This is a genomic window from Streptomyces sp. NPDC058985 (assembly GCF_042740985.1).
In the GTDB taxonomy this organism is placed as follows: Bacteria; Actinomycetota; Actinomycetes; order Streptomycetales; family Streptomycetaceae; genus Streptomyces.
The window spans coordinates 18591-37795 of sequence record NZ_JBHYJX010000035.1; the positions used below are offsets into that span (position 1 = coordinate 18591).

Consider the following 19205-nt stretch of genomic DNA (forward strand, 5'->3'; position numbering starts at 1 on the left):
CCAGAGCGACCCGTGCCGACACCGTCGACCACCCTCCCGATCTCACCTCGGCCAGTGCGGACGCGAAGCCCTCGCCGCACTGCTTGTCGTGATTGATCCGCGACGCATGGGGCCTGTGGATTGGTGTGTGATGCAGGACATGATTTGTTACTGGTGCGTATGAAGTCCCCTTCACGCCAGTGGCAGAGGCATTTCAGACATCCGTCGGCTCGTGGCGTCGTACACCCATCCGGTTCGGGGGAGGGCTACGGATCAACGCGGTCAGGTACGGCGCGCGGGCGACACCGCCGCCGGTTCCGAGCGCAGAGGAGCAACTTCATATGCAGCGTCCAGGATTGGCCACGTCACTCCGCGGTATCGCCGTGGCCGGAAGCGTGCTGGCCCTGAGTCTCACCGGCGCCACGGCGGCGTCGGCCCACGGGGAGTCCGGCAAGTCGGAGAGCGCGTGGTCACGGCAGGAGGCCCCCACCCAGCGCGCCGCTTCGGCCTCGGGCGGTTACCGCGGCACGCAGGGCTTCAACCTGTGCCTGCTGTCCCGCTGTTCGACGGGTTCCGGCGATGGAGCCGGGAGCGGGGTCGGTCTCGTGCAGGGCGGCAATCTCTGCCTGCTCTCCGTCTGCGAACTGCGGCCCTGAGCCGAAGTCCGTGGAGGACCCGCCTGATGGCGACGACGGGGCCGACTCCTCCCGGAGCCGGCTCCGTTCCGCTCCTGGGCCCTCCATTTCCCTTGTCGTCGGAGCGAGGAGGGGGTTCAGGCGGGGAGTTGCAGCAAGGCGATCGGCGGGGTCGTGGGCTGTTCCGATCCGCCGGCCGGTTCCAGAGTGACCCCCACGGCGGAGGCCGCTCCCACGGAGCCGGTCATGGGGACGCTCTGGTCGGTTCGGGAAGGATTCATCAGGCCGGCCGGGCGCATCCGGTCGCCGTCCGCGAACCACAGTTGGTACACCTTGCCCTCGGGGGGCTCAGCCATGCCCGAGGTGATGAAGACGGCGTCGTCCTGGCCGCGGGAGACCACCACGGAGCCGCGCGCGGCTCCGCCGATGTCCGCCGAGGCCATCCTGGCGTCCGGCGCGGAGAGCACTCGAGCGACGCGGTCGGCTTCTGCCCGTGCCTCCCGAGCTTCGTGACCGGCTTCGTCTGCCCTCTGGTGCTGCCACAAGGCCGTGCCCCCGAGCGCCGCGACACCGGCCAGGCAGGCAGCCAGTGCCCAGCGCATGACGCGCGCGCGGCGATGCGACGCCGGTGCGGAGTCCGGGGAGTTCGGTGGCTGCTGGCGCACCTCGGCGATGCGTCCCATGACCTGGGCTTTCAGGCCGGGCGGTGCCGGCAGTGAGGCCGCGAGCCCCAGCCGCGCCGCGGTCGCGGTCAGCTCCCGCACCTCTTGGCCGCACGACTCGCACCGGGCCAGGTGCCGCTCGAACGCGACGCGTTCCTCGTCCTCCAGAGCGTCCAGCGCGTACGCGCCGGTCAGCGTGTGCAACTCGGCGGTCGTCACGCGGTCACCCCCAAGCAGTCCCGAAGCCGGATGAGCCCGTCCCGCAGCCGCGTCTTGACCGTGCCCAGAGGTGTGGACAGTGCTTCGGCGACTTCTCGGTACGTGAGGCCCTGGTAGTAGGCCAGTGTCACGGACTGGCGCTGGATCTCGCTCAGTGACCGCAGGCAGCGCCGCAATTGTTCCCTTTCGAAGCGGGCCTCAACCGCTTCGCTCACTTCGTCGAACTCGGGCGTCCGGTCCAGAAGGGCGGCTCTGTGGTCGCGTACCGCGGCGGACTCGACGGAGCGGACCCTGTCCACCGTGCGCCGGTGGGCCAGGGTGAGGATCCAGTTGATCACCGTGCCGCGTTCCGGGCGGTAGCCGGGGGCGGTCCGCCACACCTCGACGAGTACCTCCTGCGCCACTTCCTCGGACTGCGCGTGGTCACGGAGTACTTTCTTCACCGTGCCGAACACGGGCCCGGCCACCGCGTCGTACAGCGCGGCGAACGCTTCCTGGTCCCCTTGTGCCACTTCGGTGATGAGTCGCTGGAGGTCAGGCCCCCGGGCGGGGTCCGGTCCGGTGTGGACGGCTTCTGTCATGGGCGGCCTTCCGGGCTGCCGAGGGGCAGCGGCGCGATGGTGCAAAGCATCCCAGTAACTCACGCCCGCCCGCCCGGGGCCGCATCGGGGTGCGCCGCGACCGTCGGCCGTGAGTCGGGCCGCACTGCCTCTTTCGAGTGAGACTCACCCTCCCGCGCAATCCGGCTCCCCGCCCGGTGCGGATTACGGTCACCCGCCGCGGTTCGGCAAGGACGGCGGCGGGGTGACCGACGAAACCGCAGACGAGAAGGAGAACCACATGAAGACTCGCGCGATCGTGACCGCCGGGCTCCTCGCCGCCGGAGGCGCCCTGGTGCTGGGCGGGGCGGGCGCGGCGTCCGCCGACAGCGGCGCCCAGGGTGCGGCGGTCGGCTCCCCGGGCGTGGCCTCGGGCAACGTGGCGCAGGTCCCGGTCCACGTACCGGTGAACGTCTGTGGCAACACGGTCGACGTCATCGGCGTGCTCAACCCCGCCTTCGGCAACGGCTGCGCCAACATGGGCGGCTGGGGCACCGGCCACTGACGGAGGGCACTTGTCGTCCGCATCCCGGCCGGCCGCCGGGATGCGGGCATGCGGAGACATGACACCCGGATGCGAGTCGCCCAGCGCCTGGCGCCGGGACCAATCCGGCACCGGTGTTCGCTCCGGATCAGTGGTGTCAGCGTGCCCCGGCGGCCGGTGCAGGCCGCCGCGCTCAGCCGTCCACCCCTCGTGGGTGGGCCACGAGGAAGGACGTCATCGCATGAGGAACCGACGCATCGCGCGAATAGCCGCACTCACCGCACTGCCCGCGGCCGTGGCTCTGTCCGCCGCCGCTCCCGCGCTCGCCGCCGACAGCCAGGCGTACCAGATCAACCTCGAGCAGCTCAACGACTCGGGCGCGAGCGGCACCGCCATGGTCAGCCTGGAGGGCACCGAACTCACGGTGAAGATCCAGGCCGAGGGGCTGGTGCCCGGAGCGCCGCACGCCCAGCACATCCACGGCTCGACCAAGGGCATGGACTTCCACTGTCCCGACGCGAGCGCCGACAAGAACGGCGACGACATCGTCTCGACAGTGGAGGGGCTGCCCTCCTACGGCGACATCAACATCTCGCTGACCACCAGTGGGGACACCAGCAAGGACAGTGGCCTCGCGGTCGACCGGATGCCCACCGCGGACAAGGACGGCAACCTCTCCTACGAGCGCACCATCAGCGTCTCGCAGGCCGTCGCCGACCACTTCAAGGATCTGCACATCGTCCAGCACGGCATCGACGCCAACGACAACGGCAAGTACGACGCGGACGCCGGCAAGAGCGAACTCGACCCGAAGCTGCCCCTGGAGGCGACCGCCCCCGCCAACTGCGGCATGGTGCGCGGAGCGTCCATCGGCGAGATGCCCGAGGGCGGAGTCGAAACCGGCACCGCGGCGACCGGGGGCGAGGACTCGACGCAGGTCATGGCCCTCGGTGGAGCGGGCCTGATGGCGGCCGCGGTGGGAGCGGTGGTCGTGTGGCGCCGCGCCGGTGAGCACTGATCGGGTGCCCTCATGAATCCCAGGCCGTCCCGGCGGAGCCTGCTGCTCGTCGCCGTTGCCGCCGTCGCGGTGCTCTCCTGCACGCTCCTGGCCGTTGGCCTCTGGCGCGATTCCGGCGAGCCCGGTACGGCCCCTCCGGCCCCGTCGGTGACCACACCGGCCGGGCCGGAGACACCCGTCGGCGGAACGACCGGGCCGGGGACCGGGGCCCCGTCCGGCGGAGGCCGGCCCGACGCCGGTGACGGCCCGGTCACCGCCCTCGGCCGATCGACACCGGCCAAGGTGGACATCCCGGCGATCGGTGTCTCCTCCGCCCTGGAAGATCTGGGTCTCGACGGCGACGGCGTGATGGAGACCCCGCGCGACCCCGACCTGGCCGGCTGGTACACGCCGGGGCCCGCACCGGGTCAGCGGGGCCCCGCCGTCATCGCCGGTCACGTCACGTGGAACGGTGACCGGTCCGTCTTCTACCGCCTCGCCGAACTCACCGCCGGCGACATGGTCACCGTGGACCGGGAGGACGGGACCACCGCGACCTTCACGGTCGACCGCGTCGAGCAGTATCCGAAGGACGAGTTCCCCACCGTCGACGTCTACCGCGACCTCGACCACGCGGGCCTGCGCCTGATCACCTGCGCCGGCGACTACTCCGCCGCCGACCGTCGATACGCCGACAACATCGTCGTCTACGCCACGCTGTCGCACCCCCGGTAGTTCCAGAGATCGTCCAGCGGTCCGGCTCGTGGAGTGGCCGAGGAACAGGGGTAGTTGACGCGTCAATCATCGACATCTAGCTTTGGTGACGCGTCAACCAAATGGTTCGGGTCGCCGGTTCGGACAGCTCGTACCCGCATCGCTGCGGAGCGCCGGGACATCGCGAAGGCCCGCGAGGACTGGGAGGCTTCCTCGGACCGCTTCGGCGTCGTCGAGGGCTCGCCCCGCGGCAGACTTCCCGCACCGGCCCTGCCGAACGCCGTCATCACACCCCGGCGGAACCCGTCGGCCCGCCGAACTTCCCGCTGAAAGGCCTACCGTGAGCGAGTCCTCCACCACCACTGTCGAGCGCGCGGACGGCGACAGCCGGTACGAGATCCTGGTCGGCGACCGACGTGCCGGACTGACGGCGTAAAGCGACCTGGGCAAGCAGCGTGTCTTCTTCCACACGGAGATCGACGAGGCCTTCGCCGGCCAAGGGCTGGGTACACGACTGGTCCAGCAGGCACTGGCCGACGTGCGCGCCTCCGGCACGCGTATCGTTCCCGTCTGCCCCTATGTCGCCAAGTTCCTCGAGCGGCACGGCGAGTTCGCGGACATCACCGACCCGGTCACACCCGACGTCCTGAGGTGGCTGAAGGGCCGGCTCGGCTGAAGCGGCGTCGACCGGTCACCCCTGGCCGAAGACTCGTGCACAACCTTTGGCGAACCGCGGATGTCTTCTTGGTGTACGCAGCAAGGTCCGTGCCTCTCCGCACTGCCCGACGGCGGGAGACGCACACGGTCGCCCCCCCTTCCGTGCCGGAGGCGAGGGGTTGCACGTCCTCGCCCGCGACGCGGCCGACCCGTGGTCGTGGGCAGTTTCGGAGACCAGGGAGATTTCCTGTGCGTCACCTCGGACAAGCGGTCGTCACGGCCACCGCACTCCTCACCCTCGGCGGCGGCGTGGTCGCCGCGGCCCCCGCGGCCCAGGCCGCCCCTGCTGCCGTGCCCTTCCCGTCCATCGGCTGGCAGCAGCGCAACTGCGACTACGACGGCAACGGTTTCGACGACGTGCTGACCGGCGCCCCCGGTGCGACGGTGAGCGGTGCCCCGGGCGCCGGCTACGTCACCGTGCAGTACAGCTCGTCGGGCGGTCTCAGCACGACGAACAAGAGCGTGCTCCACCAGAACGTGTCCGGCGTTCCCGGCGGTGCCGAGGCCGGCGACGGCTTCGGTGGGGCCGTCGCCTCCGGCGACCTGGACAACGACGGGTACGACGACGCCGTCGTCGGCATCCCGGACGAGGATCTCACCGGCCTGTCCGACGCGGGCGGCGCCGTCATCTTCTGGGGATCGCCGACCGGACTGCACGGATCCGACAGCACCTGGCTGGAGAACGACGACCCGCGGGCGGGTGCCCACTTCGGGCGGGCCGTCGAAGCGGCCCGGTACTCCGCCCCCGACCCGGCGGACCCGAACGCCGACCCGCGGGACTCGATCGCCGTCCTGGAGGACGACGCCCTGCTGTTCTTCACCCTCACTCCCGGCCAGGAGGCGCAGCGACCGACGATGTCGGACGGCGGCATCAGGGCGACGGACTTCGCACCGCGGAGCAGCGGCTTCGAGTTCCGCGGCCTCAGCCACGGCAACTACAACGAGGACTCCTGGGCCGACCTGGCCGTCTCCGGCGTCACCACCGGGCAGCAACCGGGCGCCGGCACGGTGCGCGTGCTGCACGGCGCGCCGGACATCGGCGCTCTCGGCGACGGGGGCACGTTCCCGGGAGGTCCGGCCGTCGTCTCCGGCGACTGGGACGGCACCGGGCAGGACGACCTCGTCATCGGTGACACGGGGGCCGGCGCACCGAAGGGCGGCGGGATCACCCTCTATCTGGGCCGCGGCGACCTGTCGGGGCTCGAACCGGAGCCGGCGCAGTACTGGACCCAGGACTCGCCCGGCGTGCCCGGTACCGCGGAGGCGGGCGACCAGTGGGGCGCCGACCTGTCGGCCGGGGACACCGATGGCGACGGCCACCCGGACCTCGCCGTCGGTGCGCCCGGCGAGGACATCGGCAGCGTGACCGACGCGGGTGCCGTGTGGGTGCTGCGCGGCGACCCGACCGGTTTCAGCAGCGCGGGGGTGAAGAGCTTCGACCAGCAGCTCGCCGCCATCCCCGGCACGGCCGAGAAGTCGGACCGCTGGGGCGGCCAGGTCCGGCTCGTCGACGCCAACAAGGACCGCCTCTTCGGGCTCCTGGCGTCGGCACCGGGCGAGAACACCGACGACGGCTTCACCTGGGTCGTACCCGCGTCGTCGTCGGGGCTGGTCGCCCAGGGCACATGGACCTACGACGGGGCACGTCTCGGGGCGCCGACGGCGAACGCGCGGTTCGGGGCGGCGATCGACGAGTAGACCTCGTGCGGGGACGGGGACGGGGCCGGGTACCGGGCTACCCCGGTACCCGGCGCGGGGAGCGGCGGACGGCGAGGACCGCCAGGTCGTCCTGCGGGGCGCCCGCGGTGAAGGCGTGCACGTCGTCGACGAGTGACTCGGTGAGCCGGCCCGCGGTGATGTCGGCCCGGTCGGTAAGGCGCGACTCCAGCGGATAGAAGTCGCCCCCGGCCGAGCGGGCCTCCGTCAGACCGTCGGTGCACAGCAGCAGGGTCGCTCCGGCCGGGAACGGGAACCAGGACACCGTGCGCGCCTCCTCGACCAGGTCCGCCAGGCCGAGCGGCGTGTGCTCGGTGCCCGCGCCCACGGCGGTGACGGCCCCGTCGTGCAGCAGGTACGGCGGGACGTGGCCGCAGGTGACGAGCTGGGTATCGGTGCCGGCGTCCACCCCCAGGACGACGGCGGTGACGAATCGCTGCGGCTCGCCGCGCTGTTCCGCGTAGTCGTTGTGGCGGACCACCGCCGCCTCGAGCGAGTCGACGAGGGCCGTCACCGTCGGTTCGCGGTGGGCGGCTTCACGGAAGGCGCCGACCACGTCGATGGCCATACCGACGGCTGCGAGCCCCTTGCCCTGGACGTCGCCGATGAGCACCCGGGTGCCCCACGGGGTGGCCGCCACGTCGTAGATGTCGCCCCCGACGAGCTTGTCCTGCTGCACCGGCTCGTAGACGCCGTCCACGAGTACGTCGTCGGTGAGCAGCGGCAGCGGACGCAGGATCTGCCGCTGCATCGCGGCGGCGGTCGACCGCAGCCGCACCAGCGCCCCCTCGCGCGAGACACGCAGCCGGGACGCGTAGACGGCCAGCACACCGAAGCCGACGGCGAACAGCGCCAGCACCACCCGGTCGGCGATCCGTTCCCCGGACAGGGCCACGGGCACGACCACGACGACGCTCACCCAGGTGGAGACCATCGCCGTCTGGCGTGGAGTGCACAGCGCGGCGGCGAAGGCCGGCAGGAACACCAGCAGCCCGAGCAGGAGGACGGCGGTCCCGGTCAGCACCCCGAGGACGATCGTCACCGCCGTCGCCGCCACCGTCACCAGGACGACGGCCCGCGTGGGGGGTGTACGGATGCCGTCGTCCCGGTCCGCGAGGTCGTTCTCCACGGAGGCCGGCGCCGCGCGCGTCGAACGGAACATGCGGACATCCTCCAACGGCGATGTGTCGGGCCGGGCGCGCGCCGCACGCGGCGACGGACGGGCGGCATCGATGATCCAGTCCGGTCGACACGACGGGGAGAGGCTGGCCGTGCCCGCGCCGAAGTGCGCCCGTACGGGTGGCCGCTCGGGCCCTCTCCGGCGGTGCGGGACGACCGGGAACGGTGTAGAGAGGAGGCATGTCGCAGCGGATCGGAGAGCCTCGCCGGCCGGTGCGCGCGAGGCGGCCGCTGGTCGCCGTCCCGATCGCGTGGATCGTCGCGGTGTCCGTGGTCGACGTGCTCGCGCCGCCCCACATCCATCTGGGGCCGCTGCTCGTCGCGGCCCCGGCGATCACGCCCCTGTTCGGCGGGCCCCGGACGGTGGCCCTGGTGGCCGCGCTCGCGGTGATCGCGCAGACGGCCATCGGGGTGCTGCGCGACCCCGACGAGTTGCTCTCGGCCAACCACGAGGCACAGATCCTCGCCCTGATCCTGGTCGGCGCCAGCCTCGTCGTCTTCTGTGTCGTGCGGGAGCGCCGGGCGAAGGAGCTGAGACAGGTCCGGTACGTGTCCGAGGCCGCCCAGCGCGTCGTCCTGCCGCCGCTGCCCAGCCGGCTCGGCCCCTTGCGCACCGCCTCGCTCTACCTCGCCGCGGAGGCCGAGGCCCAGATCGGCGGGGATCTGTACGCGGCGGTCCGCACCGCCTCCGGTACCCGGGTGATCGTCGGAGACGTGCGGGGCAAGGGACTGACCGCCGTCAACGACGCCGCCCTGCTGCTGGGAGCGTTCCGTGTCATGGCCGGCCGCCGGGCGGGGCTGGGGGAGCTGGTGAGGCACCTGGACCGGAGCGTGAGCGGGGACCTCGCGGAGCCGGGCCGCCACGGGGAGGGGTTCATCACCGCCACCGTGCTGGACATCCCCGACCGGGACGGGCGGGTCCGGATGGTCTCCTGCGGCCATCCACCGCCCGTCGTCGTCCGCGACGGGCGGCCGGTGACGATGAGCGTCCTGCACCCCGCGCCGCCGCTCGGCCTGGGTCACCTGGTGGATCCCCGCTACCACGTCGAAAGCTTCCCGTTCGAGCCGGGCGACCTGCTGCTCCTGTACACGGACGGCGTCACCGAGGCGCGCGACTCCGCCGGCACCTTCTATCCGCTGGCCGAGCGCATCACCGGCTGGACCGAGAACGATCCCGACGCCTTCCTCGGCCGCTTCCGGCGCGACCTGCTGCACCACGTCGACGGCCACCTGGACGACGACGCCGCCATGATCGTCATAGGGCGCCCGGCCCCGTCGGCGGCGTGACCGACAGGGCAGGGGCCTTCCCGCACGTGCCGCCCGCCCTAGTGTCCCATCGGCAGAGTGGGCGCCGGGCGGAAGTGCCGGGGCTCCCCGCGGCCGGCCACCGGTGGGACGAAGTAGTCGCTGTCCTTGGGACGGTCCGCCGCCAGTCCGCGGGGCCGGGGAGCGGGTTCGAGGTGGGGGATGTACTTCGAGCACTGCACGTAGGCTTCGTCCACCCTCAGGTGCACCCATACGGCGGGCTGCCGGCCGTGCGCCGAGTCGATGGGGAGATGAGGGTACGCGCGACGCTGCTCGGCGTCCCCCACCAGCTGGGCCGCCCCGTTGACGTGCAGCCCTATGTGATGGTGGGTGAAGTCGATGAAGAGCATGCCCATGTGCGGGTTCTCCAGGATGTTCCCGTTGCCCGCGTGGACCCCGTTGCCCCGGTACTCGGGGTAGGTCAGGGTGTGTTCGTCGAGGACCGTGACGAACCCGGGCGGCCCCGCCCGGAAACCGGTGTCGCAGTTGCCGCCCGCGTCGGCGGTCGACAGGAAGACCATGGTCTGACGCCGGACGAAGTCGCGCATCTGATCCGTGAGACGGGACTGGACCTGCCGGTCGTAGAAGGTGGCGGCCCGGTCGGCCGTACCCAGGTGGCTCTGCAGGAGGCGTTCGCCGGCGGAGCCGGGGCGGCCTGCGGGCCGGTCGTTCATATGCGGTTGTCCTCTTCCTTCTCCGGGTGGCCTGGATCCAGAGGGGCGTCCAGTACCGGAACGCCCAGCGGGTCGTGGTGGATCTGGGCGGGGGGCAGCCCGCACCGCAGGAGCACCTGCCGCGCGGCGGCGACCATGCCGGGCGGCCCGCTGAGGTACGCCTCCGCGTGAGCTCCGGTGCCCGAGGCGGCGATGACGTCCGGCAGGGAGCCCTCGGCGCCGGGAATGTGCTCGTGGGAAACGGCGGCCCGGACCGTCAGCCAGTGGTGCCGCTGGGACAGGCGCAGCATCTCGTCGAGCCCGTACAGCTCGTTGCCGGTGCGCGCGCCCACGAACAGGTTCACGTGCCGGCCCTGGAGCCGGTGCGGGTCGTTCGCGATCTCCTCGATCAGGGCCCTGATGGGGGCGAGTCCGGTCCCTCCCGCGGCGAGCAGCAGATCGCGGCCGGAGGGCGCGGACAGCACCATGTCACCCTCGGGCGGCCCCAGCCGCACCATGTCGCCGATCCGCGCCCGGTACACCAGGGCGTGACTCACATGGCCGCCGGCGACGTGCCGGACGTGGAAGGTCAGGGTCGAGTCGGGCCGGGGGGCGTTGGCCGGTGAGTAGTGCCGCCACACCCGGGGCCGCCACGGCGTCTCCATGCTGACGAACTGGCCGGCCCGGTACGGATACACGGGGTCGGTGGCCACCGTGACCTCGGCCAGCGCGTTGCCGAGGTGGCGATGGCCGACGATCTGCGCGTTCCACACGGCGGGCCGGTGCCGGGAGTCGCTGTCCGCGGCCAGGATCATCGTCTCGGCGGCGATGCCGTAGGCCCGCTCCCAGGCCAGTGCGATCTCCGGGGTCCACGCGGGGCCGGCGAACCGGGCGAGCGTCTCCAGCAGGCATTCGCCCACCGCGGCGTAGTGCGCCGTCACGGCCCCGAACTTGCGGTGGTCGCGCCCCAGGCGGGCGCAGAACCGGGCCAGGTGCTCGGGCGAGTCGACCAGGTCCACGATCCGCAGGAGGGCGCGCAGCAGGCGGTCCCGCTGGACGTCCATGTTCTCCGGGAAGAGGGAACGGACCTCGGGGTAGCGCACGAAGAGGATGGCGTAGAAGTACACGGCCAGTTCCCCGGCCTGCGGCTCGACCACCGCGACGCTGCGGCGGACGAGGTCGCACTCGTGCGGGCCCAGCGGCTGGGGGAGAGGGAGAGGGCCCTGCTGCGGCTGGTGGAACGGCTCGTCCGCGGCCTGCGGAGTGGGGGGACTGTCATACCCGTCGAGGTGGGCACGATGGGTGCCGAGCGTCACGCGGCGCCTCGCGCGGGGGCAGACGGTGTTCTGAACGTCATGTCCTTGAGCCGGCCTTCCACGCTGCTGTCTTCTTTCACGTGCCCCAGGGTGCCCGGGTACCTCACAACTGAACATCAATCTCTGGGCAAGACTTAACTCAGTGGCGTCATCTGCCGCAAGCGGACGACGCGCTCAGAGGCTACGCACCTCGGCGTGTCGACCGGGTAGAGGGGTTGTGAGCGGATGATGGAGAGTTCGGGACGGCCCGGGCGGAGGCGCGGTTACCCGCGCGTAGCGCCGCAGGCTGCGGAGTTGCGGGACGACCGGCCCCGCGGGCGGAGGCCGGAAGGGCAGCCGGGGGAGGCGAACCGGTCACCGGAATCTGCCCGGCCGGGTCGCGCCGGGCAGAAAGCGGAATGACTGGTCTGAGGTGCGGTGGCGTTCGCACAGGGCGGTCTCGACGGCCGCTTCGATGTCGTCGCTCTGCGCGTCCGAGGCGCCCGGGCCGAGGTTCGCCATGACGGTCACCTGTCGGCCACCGGCGATGCGGGGGGCCGTCTCGTAGCCGAGGAAGTCGCCGGTGTGTCCCCAGTAGAGACCGCCGCAGGGGAGCGGTGAGCTTTCCAGACCGAGGCCGTAGGCCCGGCCGTCCGAGCCGCCCGTGGGGCGGGTCCGCATCATCTCCCGCTGCTGCGCCGGGCGCAGCAGCTCGCCGTGCAGGAGCGCCGCCATGAACCGGTTGACGTCGGAGGCGCTGGAGATCAGCTCACCGGCCGCGCCGCCGATCGTAGGGCTGACCGCGGTGACGTCCACGAGCGGCGCGTCCGGGCCGGGCCGGGCATACCCGCGCGGGTGCGGTCCGGGGATGCCGGAGGTGTCGCCCGGCGCGAAAGTGTCGTGCAGGTGCAGCGGCCTGATGACGCGTCGCCGGATCTCATCGCCGTAGGAACGGCCGGTGACCTTCTCGATGATCATGCCGATGACGAGGTAGCCGGTGTTGGAGTAGCGCCAGCCGGTCCCCGGTTCGAAGGCCGGGGGGTGGGCCAGCGCGATGTCGAGGAGTTCGCGGGTGTCGCGGTGGGCCAGCGGGTCCGCGACGATCTCCTGCGGACGGAGGTACTGGAGGAAGTCGGGTATGCCGCTGGTGTGCTGGAGCAGTTGCCGGACGGTGATCGCCCGTCCGTCGTTGCCGTGCCCGCGGACGACGCCGGGCAGGTAGCGCTCCACCGGCGCGTCGAGGTGCACGCGTCGCTCACCCGCCAACTGCAGCAGGACCGTCGCCACGAACGGCTTGGTCATGCTGCCGAGCCGGAACCTGCTGTCACCACGGACCGGCGCGCCACTGCGCACGTCGGCGACTCCGCTGGTGATCACCGTGCTGCCGCCGCGCCCGGTGCGTACTTCGGCGAGCGCTCCGGGCGCACCGTCGACCGTGGTGACGCGCTGCAGGACGGCGCGCAGCCGGGCGTGGTCCGATGTCCGGGCACGGTCCGACGCGGGGGAGGCCGAGAGGGCGCTGCCTGTCGACGTGCTCCCCACGACCCCGATGGCCATGGCAAGGGCCAGGGTGAGTAAGCCGCCTCGCGCTCGCCTGCGTTCGATCACGTGGACTCCTTGGTCGTCGAGGTCACCGGAGCCGGTGTCGTACCAGGATGTCCACGGCGGGCGAGTCGGTGCGATGGGGCTACCGGCAGGATGCGGGTGGGGTTGCCCCCCGACCGGGTACCACGCCCGAGGCACCCCGCATGCATTGAACTGATGCGTCACGACTGGCAGTTGCACGCGGGCCGGATCCTGGGTGCCGCGTGCGGTGCCGCCGTGGGCGGCTTCACCGGTGCCGCGATCGGCTCCTGGACCGAAGCCCTCGTCGGCGCCTACGGCGGCTTCGTCAGCGGGGCCACCCTGGGCAGCGGACTGGCCTGCTCGCTGGCGGCCGGTGCCGACGACGAGCGGCGCCGTGCGGGGGTCGCCCGGCTCGGTTACGGCGCCGGCGCCGCCCTCGGAGCCCTGCTCGGCCTCTGGCTCGGCACGAGGGGCGTCGACCGCCTGGCGCCGATGGCCGGCTTCTTCGCCGGGCTCGACCTCGGCAGTCTCGTCGTCGGACTCGCCGTCGCCCGCCTGCTGCGGGTGGAGATGCTGCCGCCCGCACTGCCCGGCCTGCTCACCACGGCGGGCGCGGGAGGCGGCGCCTGGGTGGGGACGGTACTCGACCATCCGGTGGCCGTCGCGGGCCGGCTCGCGATCGGCTGCGCGGCGGGCCTGCCGCTCACCCTCCTCCTGTTCCGCGCGCTGGAGAGGGCGGTCGCCGACTACGTCGATCACGGCGGCGCGGGGTACGACGAACGGCGCGGCAACCGGCTCTAGACGTATTGATCCCGCCCGCCGCGAGACCGGCCGTCATCCGGTGCGGTCCCCGCCGATGACTTGTGCCCCGGTCGCCGGTCTGTATCTCCAGGACGCAGTCAACCGCAATCGCAGTCCAGGAGCCGATCATGACCACCACCTACACGTTCGACGTCTTCTCCAGCCTCGACGGCTTCGGTGCCGCCGGTGGCGACTGGACCGGCTACTGGGGCAAGCAGGGCCCCGAGCTGCTCGACCACCGGCTCGCGCTGTACGCCGAGGAACAGCGGATGGTCTTCGGAGCCAACACGTACCGGGCGTTCGCCCAGATGCTGGCCGAGAGCACCGAGGGGTCCGACGTGCGTGACCCCTGGGTCACCCGGATGCGGAACCTGCCGACGACCGTGGTGTCGTCCACGCTGGAAGGCCCTCTCGACTGGGCGGACGCGACCGTCGCGAGCGGTGACGCCGTCGACGTCGTCGCCCGGCTCAAGGAGGAGTCCGAGGTGCCGTTGCGCTCCCACGGCAGCCTGTCGATGAACCGGGCCCTGATGGCCGCCGGCCTGGTCGACCGCGTCCAGGTGACGCTGTTCCCGGTGATCACGGGGAAGAGCGGGCTCGACCCGGTCTTCCAGGGCGCGGACGACTTCGATCTCGAACTGATCGACCGGCGAACGCTCGACGGCCACATCCAGGAGCTGGTCTACCGGCCGACGCCGCATGCGTGAATCGGTCGCTGCGGCGCACCGAGGTCAGTGGCCGTGCGGCCGGAGCCACCCCGGCCGGTGGAGGGACGGCCTGCGATGCCCCGCGGGCTCCGCCGTGGGGTCGGCGGGGGCGTCCTGGCCCGCCGGCCGGCCGGCGAGTTCGTCGCGCTCCGCGTAGGCCTGCCGGGCGGCCAGCCGGTCCGTGCGGCGCTTCTTGCTGCGGTGGCGGGCCAGCACCGTCCCGGCCAGCAGCATCCACATGCCCAGGCCGAAGATCAGGGTCAGCGCGATACCCCCGAGGAACGCCCCCAGCGTGCTGATCGTGAAGGGCTCGGTTCCCATCAGGGAGACCGTGTAGTCCGGACCGCCGGACAGGTTGTCCGCGATCAGCAGGCCCGTGAAGGCGGCGGCGCCCGCCATCAGCAGGAGACCCAGCACCAGCATGGTTCTCACCTCGTCGCATCCGGATGTCCTCCAGACGGGTTACCGGGAGGAATGGGGCAAAACGTGGTGCGCCCGTCAACGGGATGGAGCCACTACCGCTCGTTGCATAAATTAGTAATAATCGAGGCCGTCGTCGACGAGCACCTGACCCCGCCCCGTACCGGAAGGCCGTACGACATGACGCCCTACGCCCGCCGCGGCGTACACGGCCAGACCGTGGAAGCCCTCGCCCGCCGCATCCTGGGCGGACGGATCCCCGAGGGAGCCACGCTCGATCTGGTCGCGCTCCAGAGCGAGCTGGACGTGAGCCTGACCGCGCTGCGCGAGTCGCTGAAGGTGCTGGCCGCCAAGGGCATGGTCGACGCCCGGCAGAAGCGCGGCACCTTCGTCCGCTCCCGCGCCGACTGGAACCTGCTCGACGCCGACGTCCTGCGCTGGCGGTTCGAGGGCGGCGGCAGCGCAGGCTCCGGCCTCGCGCTGCTGCGCGACCTCGCCGAGGTGCGGGCCATCGTGGAACCGGCCGCCGTCCGCCTCGCCGCCGGCCGCCGCACCGACGACGACCTCGCCGCGCTGGAGGCCGCGCTGGCCGCGATGGGGGAGGAGGACCCCGACCCGGCCCGCGCCGTGGCGGCCGACCTCGCGTTCCACCGCGCCCTGCTCGCCGCCACCCACAACGAACTCCTCGAACGCATGGAGATGGTGATCTCGTCCGGGCTCGCCCACCGCGACCGCATCGTGCACAGCTCCCCGCACAGCGGCGATCCGGTACCGGCCCACCGCGCGGTCCTGGACGCCGTCCGCGACCGCGACCCGCGGGCGGCGGAGGCGGCCATGCGAGCCCTGCTCGATCAGGCCGGCCGCGACCAGGAGCGGATCGGCAACCCCGATGCGGGGCGCCACCCCGACAGCACAGGCACGACCGGCACCGCCGACCACACGGAGAGGCAGCCCACCCAGTGAAGATCGCCCGCATCGAAACGTTCCTGGTCCCGCCGCGCTGGCTGTTCTGCCGCGTGGAGACCGACGACGGCGTGGCCGGCTGGGGCGAACCCGTCGTCGAGGGCCGCGCCGAGGTCGTCCGCGCCGCCGTCGACGTCCTCGCCGAGCAGCTGATCGGCAAGGACCCCCTGCGCATCCAGGACCACTGGCAGATCCTCACCAAGGGCGGCTTCTACCGCGGCGGTCCCGTCCTGTCCAGCGCCGTCGCCGGCCTCGACCAGGCCCTGTGGGACATCGCCGGCAAGACCTACGGCGCACCCGTGCACGCCCTGCTGGGCGGCCCCGTGCGCGAGCGGGTCCGGGTCTACGCCTGGGTCGGCGGCGACGAGCCCGCCGCGCTCGCCGAGCAGATCGCCGCCCAGGTGGAGGCCGGTTTCACCGCGGTGAAGATGAACGGCGCCGGAGCCGTCTCGCCCCTGACCACCCCCGCCGAGACCGCGGCCGTCGTCGACCGGGTCGCCGCCGCCCGCGAGGCCCTCGGACCCGACCGCGACGTCGCCGTCGACTTCCACGGCCGCTTCACCGCCGCGAGCTCCCGCCGGGTCCTGGCCGAACTCGCGCCGCTGCACCCGCTGTTCGTCGAGGAACCGGTCGTCCCCGAGCAGAGCCACCTGCTGTCCCGGCTCGCCGCGGCCACCGACATCCCCCTCGCCACCGGCGAACGGCTCTACGGCCGGAGCGAGTTCCTGCCCGTGCTCGCCGCGGGTGTCGCCGTCGCCCAGCCCGACCTCTCGCACGCCGGCGGCATCTCCGAGGTGCACCGCATCGCCTCGCTCGCCGACACCTACGGCGCCCTGCTCGCCCCGCACTGCCCGCTCGGCCCGATCGCCCTCGCCGCCAGCCTCCAGGTCGCCTTCGCGACGCCGAACTTCCTCATACAGGAACAGAGCCGGGGCATCCACTACAACAAGAGCGCCGACCTGCTGACCTACCTCGTGGACACCGAGCCCTTCCGCTTCGTGGACGGACACGCGCCCCGCAGCGACGCGCCCGGCCTGGGCATCGACATCGACGAGAAGGCCGTACGCGCCGCCGACCGCGACGGGCACGCCTGGCGCAACCCGGTGTGGCGGCACGCCGACGGATCGTTCGCCGAGTGGTGAGGCCCGATCACACCGACCGGGGTCCCGGCCCGCGGCGCGCTCCGGTGCCGTCCTACCCTGGCCGACGGCCGCCGCTGCGCGACGCCCGACCTGTCACACGCTGAGAAGGAGACCTCCTGTGGATCTGCGAGCGGCCCTGGCCGCCCACCGACTCGTCGCCATCGTGCGCGGAGCCGACGCCGACGCCGCGCTGCGCACCGTACTGACCCTGGCCGAGGAGGGCGTGGACCTCATCGAGGTGTCACTGACCGGCGAGGACGCCCTCCGGGTCATCGAGCGCGCCAGGGAGGCCCTCGGCCCCGACCGGCCGCTGGGCGCCGGCACGGTACTGACCGCCGACGACGCGCGGGCCGCCCACGCGGCCGGCGCGGACTTCGCCGTCACCCCCGGCCTGGGCGAGGGCGTCCCCGCCGCCCGCGAGCTGGGCATGCCCGTGCTGGCCGGGGTCATGACGCCCACCGACATCCTCACGGCACGCACCCTCGGCGCCACGGCACTGAAGCTCTTCCCGGCCGCCCAGGCCGGCGGTCCCGACTACGTCAAGGCGCTGCGCGGACCCTTCCCGCGCGAACCGCTCGTGCCCGTCGGCGGGGTCGACGAGGCGGGCGCCCGCGCCCATCTGGCGGCCGGCGCCACCGCCGTCGGCGTCGGCTCCCCGCTGATCGGCGACGCCGCGGACGGCGGCAGCCTCGACGACCTCCGCGCCCGCGCCCGCGCCTTCCGCGCCGCCGTCCGGGAGGCCCGGCCGTGACCGGCGCGCACCGTACGTTCCGCTCCACCCGGACGCCACCGCTCGCCGCCGTCGCCGGGCAGCCGTCATGAGCGCCGCGAGCGCCTGGCGTCCCGTCCAGGGTCCAGTGGTCTGCGTGGGAGAGACCATGGCGGCCATGGCGCCCGAGCCGCCCCACTCTCTGGACGGCGCCGAGTCGGTCCGGCTCTCCGTGGCGGGTGCCGAGTCGAACGTCGCCATGTACCTCGCCGACCACGGGGTGCCCGTCTCCTGGCTCTCGGCGGTCGGCGATGACGCGCTCGGGCGGCGGGTGCGGGCGGCTGTCGCGGGGGCCGGCGTGGACGTCTCGGGCGTGCGGACCGACCCGGACCGGCCGACCGGCCTGCTGCTGAAGGACCCGGGCGCCGAGGGAACCCGCGTGCACTACTACCGGAAGGGCTCGGCCGCCTCCGCCCTCGGCCCCGGCGCCCTGGACGACGACCGGGTCGGCGGCGCCGCCCTCCTGCACCTGACCGGCGTCACCCCGGCACTCTCCGGGTCCTGCCGGGCCCTGGTGGAACGGGCACTGCACCTCCCGCGCGAGGAGCGTCCCCACGCGGTCAGCTTCGACGTCAACCACCGCGCCGCGCTGTGGCCGCCGGACACGGCGCCCCACGTCCTGCGCGACCTGGCCGACCGCGCCGACATCACCTTCGTCGGCCTCGACGAGGCCCAGGACCTGTGGGGCGCCGGCCTGACCGCCGACGACGTGCGCGGACTGCTCGGCGGGCCCCGTGTCCTCGTCGTCAAGGACGGCGCCCGGGGCGCGACCGCGTACACCGGCGACGACGCGTGCACGGTGCCCGCCCTGCGGACGGACGTCGTGGAACCCGTCGGCGCCGGTGACGCGTTCGCCGCCGGATTCCTCGCCGGCCTGTGGCGGGGCGCCGGTCTCACCCGGGCCCTGCGCCTGGGCCACATCACCGCGACGTCCGCGCTGCGCGTGGTCGGGGACCACGGGCCCCTGCCCGGCACGGCAGCCGTCGAGGCGCTGCTGGACCTCACCGACGAGGAATGGCGGGAACGGGATCAGGCGATGCCGTAGAGGACGAACTCCTCCCACGAACCCGTGATCTCGGCGGAGCGGGCACGCAGCGCGTACTGGAGCGAACCGGTGTAGCCGTTCTCCATGGTGACGAAGAGGCCGTTCAGCGTGGACTGGAGGGCGTAGCGGTCCAGGCTCTCGTTGTAGTAGAGGACGAACCGCTCCCAGCCGCCCACGCTCGTGGAGCGGGCGCGCAGGACGTTCTGCGCGCTGCCGGTGTAGTTCTTCTCCACGGCCACGTAGCGGTTGTTCGCGAGGGAACGCAGCGCGTAGGTCTGGCTCGCCTCGTCCCACTCGAAGGCGAAGCCCTCCCAGGAGCCGCCGAACTCGGCTGAACGGGCACGCTGCACGCCGGTGTTCGGGGCCGGGTAGTTCACCTCGGTGGCCACGTAGCGGTTGTTGCGGACCGACTGCAGGGCGAGCAGCTCGGGCTCGGCGGCAGCGGCGAGCGGGGCCCGGCGGGCCTCCGCCCCGTCCGTCACGCGTGCCAGCTCGGAGGCGTCCACCGCATCCCAGCCGGCGGGCGCGGCCGGCCGCTCGGCGACCGGCGCGGCGACCGCCGCGGGAACGGCCAGACCGGTGACCGCCACCAGGGCGCTCAGGGACAGCAGAACGGAAGTCGTACGTCTCACGGGAAT

General features: G+C 72.7%; 20 protein-coding genes and 2 pseudogenes. 14 read left to right on the plus strand and 8 right to left on the minus strand.

The window, feature by feature from the left end; all coding sequences use genetic code 11:
- The first annotated feature begins 335 nt into the window (after positions 1-335).
- The gene (locus ACFW01_RS26545) at positions 336-635 is read left to right on the plus strand and encodes a hypothetical protein (RefSeq protein WP_234955680.1); all 300 of its coding nucleotides are present in this window, start codon (positions 336-338) and stop codon (positions 633-635) included.
- 116 nt (positions 636-751) lie between these two features.
- Here the strand turns inward: ACFW01_RS26545 and ACFW01_RS26550 are convergent, their stop codons facing one another.
- Together ACFW01_RS26550 and ACFW01_RS26555 are read right to left on the minus strand one after the other, a co-directional pair.
- On the minus strand, positions 752-1495 hold the full coding sequence (locus ACFW01_RS26550) for an anti-sigma factor (RefSeq protein WP_234955682.1): 744 nt from the start codon (positions 1493-1495) through the stop codon (positions 752-754).
- Positions 1492-2076, minus strand: coding sequence for a sigma-70 family RNA polymerase sigma factor (locus ACFW01_RS26555; RefSeq protein ID WP_234955684.1), 585 nt, complete (start codon positions 2074-2076; stop codon positions 1492-1494). The genes ACFW01_RS26550 and ACFW01_RS26555 overlap by 4 nt, the downstream gene beginning before the upstream one ends.
- Positions 2077-2335: 259 nt before the next feature.
- Between ACFW01_RS26555 and ACFW01_RS26560 the strand changes: the two genes are divergently transcribed.
- The 6 genes and pseudogenes from ACFW01_RS26560 (at position 2336) to ACFW01_RS26585 (ending at position 6704) form a co-directional block, all read left to right on the plus strand.
- Positions 2336-2599 (plus strand): chaplin, encoded by a 264-nt coding sequence (locus tag ACFW01_RS26560; RefSeq protein WP_234956169.1) that lies wholly within the window; start codon positions 2336-2338, stop codon positions 2597-2599.
- Positions 2600-2819: 220 nt separating this feature from the next.
- Positions 2820-3596 (plus strand): hypothetical protein, encoded by a 777-nt coding sequence (locus tag ACFW01_RS26565; protein WP_234955686.1) that lies wholly within the window; start codon positions 2820-2822, stop codon positions 3594-3596.
- A gap of 12 nt (positions 3597-3608) precedes the next feature.
- Positions 3609-4310: a class F sortase gene (locus ACFW01_RS26570; RefSeq protein ID WP_234955688.1), complete on the plus strand. Its 702-nt coding sequence runs from the start codon at positions 3609-3611 to the stop codon at positions 4308-4310.
- 156 nt (positions 4311-4466) lie between these two features.
- Positions 4467-4619, plus strand: a pseudogene (locus tag ACFW01_RS26575) (pirin family protein); the annotation flags it as partial.
- 10 nt (positions 4620-4629) lie between these two features.
- Positions 4630-4965 (plus strand): annotated as a pseudogene (locus ACFW01_RS26580) (GNAT family N-acetyltransferase).
- 230 nt (positions 4966-5195) lie between these two features.
- On the plus strand, positions 5196-6704 hold the full coding sequence (locus ACFW01_RS26585; RefSeq protein WP_234955690.1) for an FG-GAP and VCBS repeat-containing protein: 1509 nt from the start codon (positions 5196-5198) through the stop codon (positions 6702-6704).
- 37 nt (positions 6705-6741) lie between these two features.
- Here ACFW01_RS26585 and ACFW01_RS26590 read toward each other — a convergent pair whose 3' ends face one another.
- A complete protein-coding gene (locus ACFW01_RS26590) occupies positions 6742-7884 on the minus strand; it encodes a PP2C family serine/threonine-protein phosphatase (protein WP_234955692.1) in 1143 nt (380 codons plus the stop codon).
- A gap of 197 nt (positions 7885-8081) precedes the next feature.
- Here ACFW01_RS26590 and ACFW01_RS26595 point away from each other — a divergent pair, with 197 nt between their 5' ends.
- Positions 8082-9188 (plus strand): PP2C family protein-serine/threonine phosphatase, encoded by a 1107-nt coding sequence (locus tag ACFW01_RS26595; RefSeq protein ID WP_234955694.1) that lies wholly within the window; start codon positions 8082-8084, stop codon positions 9186-9188.
- 38 nt (positions 9189-9226) lie between these two features.
- On the opposite strand, the gene ACFW01_RS26600 is transcribed toward ACFW01_RS26595, so the two are convergent.
- The 3 genes from ACFW01_RS26600 to ACFW01_RS26610 all read right to left on the minus strand — a co-directional run bounded on the left by ACFW01_RS26600 (position 9227) and on the right by ACFW01_RS26610 (position 12711).
- A complete protein-coding gene (locus ACFW01_RS26600) occupies positions 9227-9880 on the minus strand; it encodes a pyridoxamine 5'-phosphate oxidase family protein (RefSeq protein WP_234955695.1) in 654 nt (217 codons plus the stop codon).
- Positions 9877-11175: a globin domain-containing protein gene (locus ACFW01_RS26605; protein ID WP_384507278.1), complete on the minus strand. Its 1299-nt coding sequence runs from the start codon at positions 11173-11175 to the stop codon at positions 9877-9879. The genes ACFW01_RS26600 and ACFW01_RS26605 overlap by 4 nt, the downstream gene beginning before the upstream one ends.
- 354 nt (positions 11176-11529) lie before the next feature.
- Positions 11530-12711 (minus strand): serine hydrolase domain-containing protein, encoded by a 1182-nt coding sequence (locus ACFW01_RS26610; protein ID WP_384507281.1) that lies wholly within the window; start codon positions 12709-12711, stop codon positions 11530-11532.
- 204 nt (positions 12712-12915) lie between these two features.
- Here ACFW01_RS26610 and ACFW01_RS26615 point away from each other — a divergent pair, with 204 nt between their 5' ends.
- Both ACFW01_RS26615 and ACFW01_RS26620 read left to right on the plus strand, forming a co-directional pair.
- Positions 12916-13521, plus strand: a complete 606-nt coding sequence (locus ACFW01_RS26615) for a hypothetical protein (RefSeq protein ID WP_384507284.1) — start codon at positions 12916-12918, stop codon at positions 13519-13521.
- Positions 13522-13649: 128 nt separating this feature from the next.
- Entirely contained in the window at positions 13650-14228 is a 579-nt protein-coding gene (locus tag ACFW01_RS26620; RefSeq protein WP_384507287.1) for a dihydrofolate reductase family protein, read from the plus strand.
- 24 nt (positions 14229-14252) lie between these two features.
- Here ACFW01_RS26620 and ACFW01_RS26625 read toward each other — a convergent pair whose 3' ends face one another.
- Positions 14253-14651, minus strand: a complete 399-nt coding sequence (locus tag ACFW01_RS26625) for a hypothetical protein (RefSeq protein WP_234955717.1) — start codon at positions 14649-14651, stop codon at positions 14253-14255.
- Positions 14652-14828: 177 nt separating this feature from the next.
- Here ACFW01_RS26625 and ACFW01_RS26630 point away from each other — a divergent pair, with 177 nt between their 5' ends.
- From ACFW01_RS26630 to ACFW01_RS26645, 4 genes are all read left to right on the plus strand, one after another.
- The gene (locus tag ACFW01_RS26630; RefSeq protein WP_384507403.1) at positions 14829-15611 is read left to right on the plus strand and encodes a FadR/GntR family transcriptional regulator; all 783 of its coding nucleotides are present in this window, start codon (positions 14829-14831) and stop codon (positions 15609-15611) included.
- Positions 15608-16753 (plus strand): galactonate dehydratase, encoded by a 1146-nt coding sequence (gene dgoD, locus ACFW01_RS26635; RefSeq protein WP_234955719.1) that lies wholly within the window; start codon positions 15608-15610, stop codon positions 16751-16753. The genes ACFW01_RS26630 and dgoD overlap by 4 nt, the downstream gene beginning before the upstream one ends.
- 118 nt (positions 16754-16871) lie before the next feature.
- On the plus strand, positions 16872-17504 hold the full coding sequence (locus ACFW01_RS26640; RefSeq protein ID WP_384507291.1) for a bifunctional 4-hydroxy-2-oxoglutarate aldolase/2-dehydro-3-deoxy-phosphogluconate aldolase: 633 nt from the start codon (positions 16872-16874) through the stop codon (positions 17502-17504).
- Positions 17505-17571: 67 nt separating this feature from the next.
- Positions 17572-18567 (plus strand): sugar kinase, encoded by a 996-nt coding sequence (locus tag ACFW01_RS26645; protein WP_384507294.1) that lies wholly within the window; start codon positions 17572-17574, stop codon positions 18565-18567.
- Here the strand turns inward: ACFW01_RS26645 and ACFW01_RS26650 are convergent.
- Positions 18552-19199: a hypothetical protein gene (locus ACFW01_RS26650; RefSeq protein WP_384507297.1), complete on the minus strand. Its 648-nt coding sequence runs from the start codon at positions 19197-19199 to the stop codon at positions 18552-18554. The two genes, ACFW01_RS26645 and ACFW01_RS26650, sit on opposite strands and share 16 nt — an antisense overlap.
- Between the last annotated feature and the right edge of the window lie 6 nt (positions 19200-19205).

Excerpts from the sequence above, each read along its gene's own strand:
- ACFW01_RS26560 (WP_234956169.1), top strand. The coding sequence starts at position 2,336 with ATGAAGACTCGCGCGATCGTGACCGCCGGGCTCCTCGCCGCCGGAGGC.
- ACFW01_RS26645 (WP_384507294.1), top strand. The coding sequence starts at position 17,572 with ATGAGCGCCGCGAGCGCCTGGCGTCCCGTCCAGGGTCCAGTGGTCTGC.
- ACFW01_RS26595 (WP_234955694.1), top strand. The coding sequence starts at position 8,082 with ATGTCGCAGCGGATCGGAGAGCCTCGCCGGCCGGTGCGCGCGAGGCGG.
- ACFW01_RS26600 (WP_234955695.1), bottom strand. The coding sequence starts at position 9,880 with ATGAACGACCGGCCCGCAGGCCGCCCCGGCTCCGCCGGCGAACGCCTC.
- ACFW01_RS26620 (WP_384507287.1), top strand. The coding sequence starts at position 13,650 with ATGACCACCACCTACACGTTCGACGTCTTCTCCAGCCTCGACGGCTTC.
- ACFW01_RS26590 (WP_234955692.1), bottom strand. The coding sequence starts at position 7,884 with ATGTTCCGTTCGACGCGCGCGGCGCCGGCCTCCGTGGAGAACGACCTC.
- ACFW01_RS26565 (WP_234955686.1), top strand. The coding sequence starts at position 2,820 with ATGAGGAACCGACGCATCGCGCGAATAGCCGCACTCACCGCACTGCCC.
- ACFW01_RS26570 (WP_234955688.1), top strand. The coding sequence starts at position 3,609 with ATGAATCCCAGGCCGTCCCGGCGGAGCCTGCTGCTCGTCGCCGTTGCC.
- ACFW01_RS26615 (WP_384507284.1), top strand. The coding sequence starts at position 12,916 with ATGCGTCACGACTGGCAGTTGCACGCGGGCCGGATCCTGGGTGCCGCG.
- ACFW01_RS26630 (WP_384507403.1), top strand. The coding sequence starts at position 14,829 with ATGACGCCCTACGCCCGCCGCGGCGTACACGGCCAGACCGTGGAAGCC.
- ACFW01_RS26625 (WP_234955717.1), bottom strand. The coding sequence starts at position 14,651 with ATGCTGGTGCTGGGTCTCCTGCTGATGGCGGGCGCCGCCGCCTTCACG.
- ACFW01_RS26610 (WP_384507281.1), bottom strand. The coding sequence starts at position 12,711 with ATGGCCATCGGGGTCGTGGGGAGCACGTCGACAGGCAGCGCCCTCTCG.
- ACFW01_RS26555 (WP_234955684.1), bottom strand. The coding sequence starts at position 2,076 with ATGACAGAAGCCGTCCACACCGGACCGGACCCCGCCCGGGGGCCTGAC.